This is a genomic window from Flavobacterium davisii (genome assembly GCF_019565505.1).
GTDB classification, from domain to species: domain Bacteria; phylum Bacteroidota; class Bacteroidia; order Flavobacteriales; family Flavobacteriaceae; genus Flavobacterium; species Flavobacterium davisii.
This window is the reverse complement of record NZ_CP067378.1, coordinates 3,051,354-3,057,500: the sequence shown is the minus strand read 5'-3', so window position 1 is coordinate 3,057,500 and position 6,147 is coordinate 3,051,354. Positions and strand designations below refer to the sequence as shown.

2 tRNA genes, 2 rRNA genes and 1 pseudogene (1 of these 5 cut by a window edge) are annotated in these 6,147 nt (G+C 38.7%); 1 reads left to right on the top strand and 4 read right to left on the bottom strand.

The annotated features are described in order from the left end of the window. From JJC05_RS14490 to JJC05_RS14475, 4 genes are all read right to left on the bottom strand, one after another. Positions 1–757 (bottom strand): 23S ribosomal RNA (locus JJC05_RS14490); it reaches 2,155 nt to the left of the window's first position. Between the two features lie 207 nt (positions 758–964). Further along, positions 965–1,038, bottom strand: a tRNA-Ala gene (locus JJC05_RS14485). A 112-nt stretch (positions 1,039–1,150) separates the two neighbouring features. Beyond that, a tRNA-Ile gene (locus tag JJC05_RS14480) sits at positions 1,151–1,224 on the bottom strand. 97 nt (positions 1,225–1,321) lie between these two features. After that, a 16S ribosomal RNA gene (locus tag JJC05_RS14475) occupies positions 1,322–2,836 on the bottom strand. The 16S and 23S rRNA genes sit together here with 2 tRNA genes alongside, the layout of an rRNA operon. 1,319 nt (positions 2,837–4,155) lie before the next feature. Here JJC05_RS14475 and thrS point away from each other — a divergent pair. Next, positions 4,156–6,101, top strand: a pseudogene (thrS, locus tag JJC05_RS14470) (threonine--tRNA ligase). Positions 6,102–6,147: the final 46 nt, after the last annotated feature.

Below are 6,147 nucleotides of genomic sequence, written 5' to 3'. Positions count from 1 at the left end.
TGGGTAGATCACACGGTTTCGCGTCTACCACTACTGACTTAAGCGTATAAATACGCTTTCAATCCCTTAGATTGAATCGCGCCCTATTCAGACTCGCTTTCGCTACGGATCCGTGACTTAATCACTTAACCTTGCCAGCAACGGTAACTCGTAGGCTCATTATGCAAAAGGCACGCCGTCACAACTTACGTTGCTCCGACCGCTTGTAGGCGTATGGTTTCAGGTTCTATTTCACTCCGTTATTCACGGTTCTTTTCACCTTTCCCTCACGGTACTGGTTCACTATCGGTCTCTCAGGAGTATTTAGCCTTAGCGGATGGTCCCGCCAGATTCAGACAGGGTTTCACGTGCCCCGCCCTACTCAGGATAACACTATTCTTTATATTCTTTACTTATACGGGACTATCACCCTCTTGGGTTAACCTTTCCAAAGGTTATTCTAATTCAGTTTACAAGAAATATTGTGGTCCTACAACCCCGTTATTGCCGTAACAACAACGGTTTGGGCTAATGCGCTTTCGCTCGCCACTACTTACGCAATCACTTTTGTTTTCTTCTCCTCCGCCTACTTAGATGTTTCAGTTCAGCGGGTTCGCCTCCTATCGGATACTATGTCTTCAACATAGTGGGTTGCCCCATTGGGATATCTGCGGATCAATTCGTATGTGCCGATCCCCGCAGCTTTTCGCAGCTTATCACGTCCTTCTTCGCCTCTGAGAGCCTAGGCATTCCCCATACGCCCTTATTTTGCTTATTGTTTTCTTTATTCTTTTAGCCATTAGTCAATAGCCATAAGCCACTAGTGCCTATTGCTTTTTTACTAATCACTAAAGATGTTCTTTCTACTTGTTTGTATGTTTATCTCAATATGTCAATGAACTTTGAGCCCCCTCCAGCTCCCCCGAAGGGGGAGAGCCGATTGCTCTGTGTTCCTCCCCTTTGGGAAGGTTAGGAGGGGCTGTTGTGGAGAATATCGGAGTCGAACCGATGACCTCCTGCGTGCAAGGCAGGCGCTCTAGCCAGCTGAGCTAATCCCCCATTGTCTATTTTGAATGTTGAATTATTTTTTTGAATTATTTTTCAAATTCATCATTTAAAATTTATAATTCAAAATTCGCTTCTAGAATTTCCTTTTTATAACTTTAAATAGTAGTCCCGGGCAGACTCGAACTGCCGACCCCTACATTATCAGTGTAGTACTCTAACCAGCTGAGCTACGAGACTCTGTATTTTAAGCCTTTTCTTTTTTTTTGAATTAACAGCGAGAGTAAGATTTTAATTTAAATTTAATTTTAAATCACATCCTTTTTTTTGTCTCTAGAAAGGAGGTGTTCCAGCCGCACCTTCCGGTACGGCTACCTTGTTACGACTTAGCCCTAGTTACCAGTTTTACCCTAGGCAGCTCCTTGCGGTCACCGACTTCAGGTACCCCCAGCTTCCATGGCTTGACGGGCGGTGTGTACAAGGCCCGGGAACGTATTCACCGCAGCATGGCTGATCTGCGATTACTAGCGAATCCAGCTTCACGGAGTCGAGTTGCAGACTCCGATCCGAACTGAGAACGGTTTTTTAGATTCGCGCCTACTTGCGTAGTGGCTGCTCTCTGTACCGTCCATTGTAGCACGTGTGTAGCCCAAGGCGTAAGGGCCGTGATGATTTGACGTCATCCCCACCTTCCTCACGGTTTGCACCGGCAGTCTTGTTAGAGTTCCCGACCTTACTCGATGGCAACTAACAACAGGGGTTGCGCTCGTTATAGGACTTAACCTGACACCTCACGGCACGAGCTGACGACAACCATGCAGCACCTTGAAAAACGTCCGAAGAAAGATCTGTTTCCAAATCTGTCGTTTCCCATTTAAGCCTTGGTAAGGTTCCTCGCGTATCATCGAATTAAACCACATGCTCCTCCGCTTGTGCGGGCCCCCGTCAATTCCTTTGAGTTTCACTCTTGCGAGCGTACTCCCGGGTGGGATACTTATCACTTTCGCTTAGCCACTCAGATTACTCCAAACAGCTAGTATCCATCGTTTACGGCGTGGACTACCGGGGTATCTAATCCTGTTCGCTCCCCACGCTTTCGTCCATCAGCGTCAATATACTCGTAGTAACCTGCCTTCGCAATTGGTATTCCATGTAATCTCTAAGCATTTCACCGCTACACTACATATTCTAGTTACTTCCAAGTAATTCAAGTCTTACAGTATCAATGGCCGTTTGATCGTTGAGCGACCAGATTTCACCACTGACTTATAAAACCGCCTACGGACCCTTTAAACCCAATGATTCCGGATAACGCTTGGATCCTCCGTATTACCGCGGCTGCTGGCACGGAGTTAGCCGATCCTTATTCTTACAGTACCGTCAAGCTCCCTCGCAAGGGAGTGTTTCTTCCTGTACAAAAGCAGTTTACACACCATAGATGCGTCATCCTGCACGCGGCATGGCTGGGTCAGTCTTGCGACCATTGCCCAATATTCCTCACTGCTGCCTCCCGTAGGAGTCTGGTCCGTGTCTCAGTACCAGTGTGGGGGATCTCCCTCTCAGGACCCCTACCCATCGTAGCCATGGTAAGCCGTTACCTTACCATCTAGCTAATGGGACGCATGCTCATCTTGTACCGTTGGAACTTTAATCATAATGCGAGGCCACATCATAATACTATGGGGTATTAATCCAAATTTCTCTGGGCTATCCCCCTGTACAAGGTAGATTACATACGCGTTACGCACCCGTGCGCCGGTCTCAAAGGAGCAAGCTCCTTCTACCCCTCGACTTGCATGTGTTAAGCCTGCCGCTAGCGTTCATCCTGAGCCAGGATCAAACTCTTCATCGTATATCTTTTGTAACCCTAAGGTTAAATATTGTGGACAAAGAATGCTAGTTTTCTTACTCTCTTAAATTTTATTGTTTTAATACCTCTATTAAAACGTGCTGTCAATCCAATATGTCTATGAACTTTTTATTCTTATTTTTCGCTTTTGACTTAGCGTCTTAGCGGGTGCAAAGGTAAAAATTCTTTTTAAATTCGCAAGACTTTTTTTGAAAACTTTTTTTGAAGTAAGCTTCTAAAAATGTCTTAACAATAACTTAATGAACTTCGCTGTTGCGGGTGCAAAGATACGCTCGTTTTTTTCTTTTTCCTAGTGTTTTGTCTTATTTTTTTTAGTTTTTTATTTTAATTGCTGTTTATCAAATAGTTAAAACCTTTTTTCAGCTTACGGAGGTAGATAGTTGAATGTAGATAATAAAAATACTTTTATATTGGGGCGATTCTAAAATTATATTTATTGTCTAAACTTGCATTCTTTTTAACAAAACAATACTATAATAAATATTGTACTATTAAGTTATTTTTTTAATTTAAAAAGAACTTTTCAAAATTGACAAAATTTCTAAATTGTTTCTAATATATCCGTATTGCCAACATTTATAAGTTAAATTAAAATCATGTCTTCGAATTTTATTAGATAATTAGAATTGCTTATTGTCTCTTTTTAGATTGGATCTAATAATGGAATTGTCTATCTTTAATTATGGAATTATATACGATTTTAATCTTTTATTAATTTTCTAACCGAATAAGTTTTCGATTTTATGATAATAAACTTTATTGTATAGTGATTAAAAGATTTTTTTAATAAAAAAGACTTCAATAAATGTGTTTGTTTTAAATTTTATATTAAGTTTATTTTGTATTGGGAATAATGCTTGTATAACGAGGGTAATTAATACAGAATTATCAAATCTGGTAGTTTATATTTTGAATCCGAATATTTAACCTAAATTTCAAGAAAGTATTGTTCTTTGTATTTTTATTTTTTCACCTCTTTTTCTTAATTATTAAAGTCTATTGCAAAATTTGGATTAAAACGAAACAATTTTATTACGTTAAGGATACATCTAATAGCTTAGCTTTTAAACAGACTTCAGAAACACCTATAATCTGGTAATCTGAGCATTAACAAAACTCTCAAAAAACATTCAAATCCACTTTTACTTCAATAATAAGTCTGTTTTTATTTTTTGTTCATTTTTAAGATATTATCAAATTGGAAACATTTAAAATAACTTTTACTAATAGGTAAAATAAACAGATATAGGTATTGTATCTATTTTTTTAAACTTATATATTTGCGTTCTTAAATTTTTAGTATGATTAAGATTACTTTACCAGACGGTTCAATTAGAGAGTACGCAAGTGGCGTGACTCCTATGGACGTGGCTAAATCGATTAGTGAAGGTTTGGCACGCAATGTTATTTCGGCAAGCTTTAACGGGACGACCGTTGAAACGGTTACCGAATTGACTACCGACGGTAACTTAACTTTATTTACCCGGGATAACATTGAGGGTAAAAAGGCTTTTTGGCACTCAACTTCACACGTTATGGCGCAGGCTTTAGAGGAGCTTTACTCTGGAATCAAATTAACTATTGGTCCTGCTATTGAAAAAGGTTTTTATTACGATGTTGACTTTGGTGGGCATAAAATTACAGATACTGATTTCAAGAAGATTGAGGATCGTGTATTAGAAATCTCAAGAGAGAAACACGAATTCAAAATGCGTAGCGTGACTAAAGCGGAAGCTTTAGCTATGTATACTAACAACGAATTCAAAACGGAATTGATTGAAAATCTTGAGGATGGCACTATCACTTTTTGTGACCACGCTACTTTTACCGATTTATGTCGTGGTGGCCATATTCCGAATACTGGAATTATTAAAGCTATGAAAATCCTTTCTGTTGCGGGCGCTTATTGGAGGGGTGATGAAAAAAACAAACAATTAACTCGTGTTTACGGAATTTCATTCCCTAAGCAAAAAGATTTGACCGACTATTTAGCTTTATTAGAAGAGGCAAAGCGTCGTGACCACAGAAAACTAGGAAAAGAGTTAGAATTATTCCACTTTTCACAACGCGTGGGTCAAGGTTTACCTTTATGGTTACCAAAAGGAGCTGCATTACGCGACCGTTTGGAACAGTTTTTAAAGAAAGCACAAAAGAAAGCGGGTTACGAACAAGTTGTATCACCACATATTGGTCAGAAAGAATTGTATGTTACTTCTGGACATTATGCTAAATACGGTGCTGATAGTTTCCAACCGATAAATACTCCTGCTGAAGGCGAAGAGTTTTTATTAAAACCGATGAACTGTCCTCACCACTGTGAAATTTACAACGCAAAACCTTGGTCTTATAAAGATTTACCAAAGCGTTATGCTGAATTTGGAACTGTATATCGTTATGAACAATCTGGTGAATTACATGGTTTGACTCGTGTAAGAGGCTTTACTCAGGATGACGCACACTTATTCTGTACACCAGACCAATTAGATCTAGAATTTAAAAATGTAATAGATTTGGTATTATATGTATTTGGTTCTTTAGGATTTGAAAACTTTACAGCTCAAATTTCGTTAAGAGACCCAGAAAAACCAGAAAAATACATTGGTACTGATGAAAATTGGGAAAAAGCAGAAAGTGCAATTATCAATGCAGCTAAGGAAAAAGGGTTAAACACTGTAGTAGAATACGGTGAGGCTGCTTTCTATGGACCAAAACTTGACTTTATGGTTAAAGATGCTTTAGGAAGAAGTTGGCAATTAGGAACAATTCAGGTAGATTACAATTTACCTGAACGTTTTGACTTAACTTATAAGGGTTCTGACAATGAATTACACAGACCTGTAATGATCCACAGAGCTCCATTTGGATCTATGGAACGTTTTATTGCTATTTTATTAGAACACACTGCAGGAAATTTTCCTCTTTGGCTAATGCCTGATCAGGCTATAATCTTGTCTTTGAGTGAAAAATATGAAAATTATGCGAAAAAAGTTTCAGATTTGCTAGAAAATAACGAAATTCGCGCCCTAATAGACAACCGTAACGAAACAATTGGAAAAAAATTCGTGAGGCAGAAACTAAAAAGTTCCCATTCATGCTAATTGTAGGTGAAGAAGAGGAAAAGAATGGAACTGTTTCTGTACGTCGTCATGGTCAAGAAGGAAAAGGTAATATAACCATAAAAATAGAAGATTTCATTACTTTAGTAAATGAGGAGGTAAGTAAATCTTTGAAAACATTTGAAGTTTAACTAAAAAATTAAAAGTTATCGCAATCAGGAACAACAGAGGTAATCA